Source organism: Vibrio sp. D173a (assembly GCF_030248475.1).
This window is the reverse complement of the sequence record NZ_JAHGAH010000680.1, coordinates 1-743: the sequence shown is the minus strand read 5'-3', so window position 1 is coordinate 743 and position 743 is coordinate 1. Positions and strand designations below refer to the sequence as shown.

1 pseudogene is annotated in these 743 nt (G+C 46.3%); it reads right to left on the bottom strand.

The annotated features are described in order from the left end of the window. A pseudogene (locus KIV40_RS28460) lies at nucleotides 1-743 on the bottom strand (hypothetical protein); the annotation flags it as partial.

The following is a 743-nucleotide window of genomic DNA, read 5'->3' as shown; positions in this document are numbered from 1 at the left end:
TCTAAATCACCTGACTGTTTGTTTAACTCAGGTGACACTTCGTCGGCTGATTCACTTTGTTGTTCCAGCTCACCTTGTAGCTCTTCAAGCGGTTCAGTTTGCTCCGAGGTGCTAGCTTGCGGTGAATCTGAGCTCGTATCATCAGATTCAACCATAGGCTCTTGAGTATTATGCTCATCAAACAGTGCGTCTGCCTGAGGCGCAATATCAAACATGTCATCCATGAAATCATTGCGATTGAAATCTTTGTTCGCAGGCTCACTTGGCGGCACTACTTCATCTTGAACGTCGACATCGTTGTCTGTCTGCAGCGCTTCTGGTGCGATAGGCTCAGCTTCAACTTGAGGCTCTTGGCTAAGTTCAGGCTCTTGCTGCTCTTCAAATAAGTCAACATCTTGTGAAGCCGGCTCTACCTTATCAGTTGTCTCAGATGTCTCTTCAAGTGCCGAAGACAGTGATTGCTCAAAGCTCACCTCTTCAGTTGTAACAGCTTCTGGCTCTGGCTTTTGTGCAGGCTCTGCTTCTTTGGCTAACTCTGATTCTTGCGCTGAATCTAAATCGTCAATACCACTAGTCAGCAGATCATCAAACGGGTCCAGTGATGCTGATTCTTCATCACTCTGATCGTCAGATAATGCAGATTCTGAGAAATCATTACCCAGCAGTTCATCCAGTGTTTCGTCATCTTCAAGCGAGAGCGAGCTGTCGTCATCGTCTAAGAAGTCATCTAACAGATCAGTGCT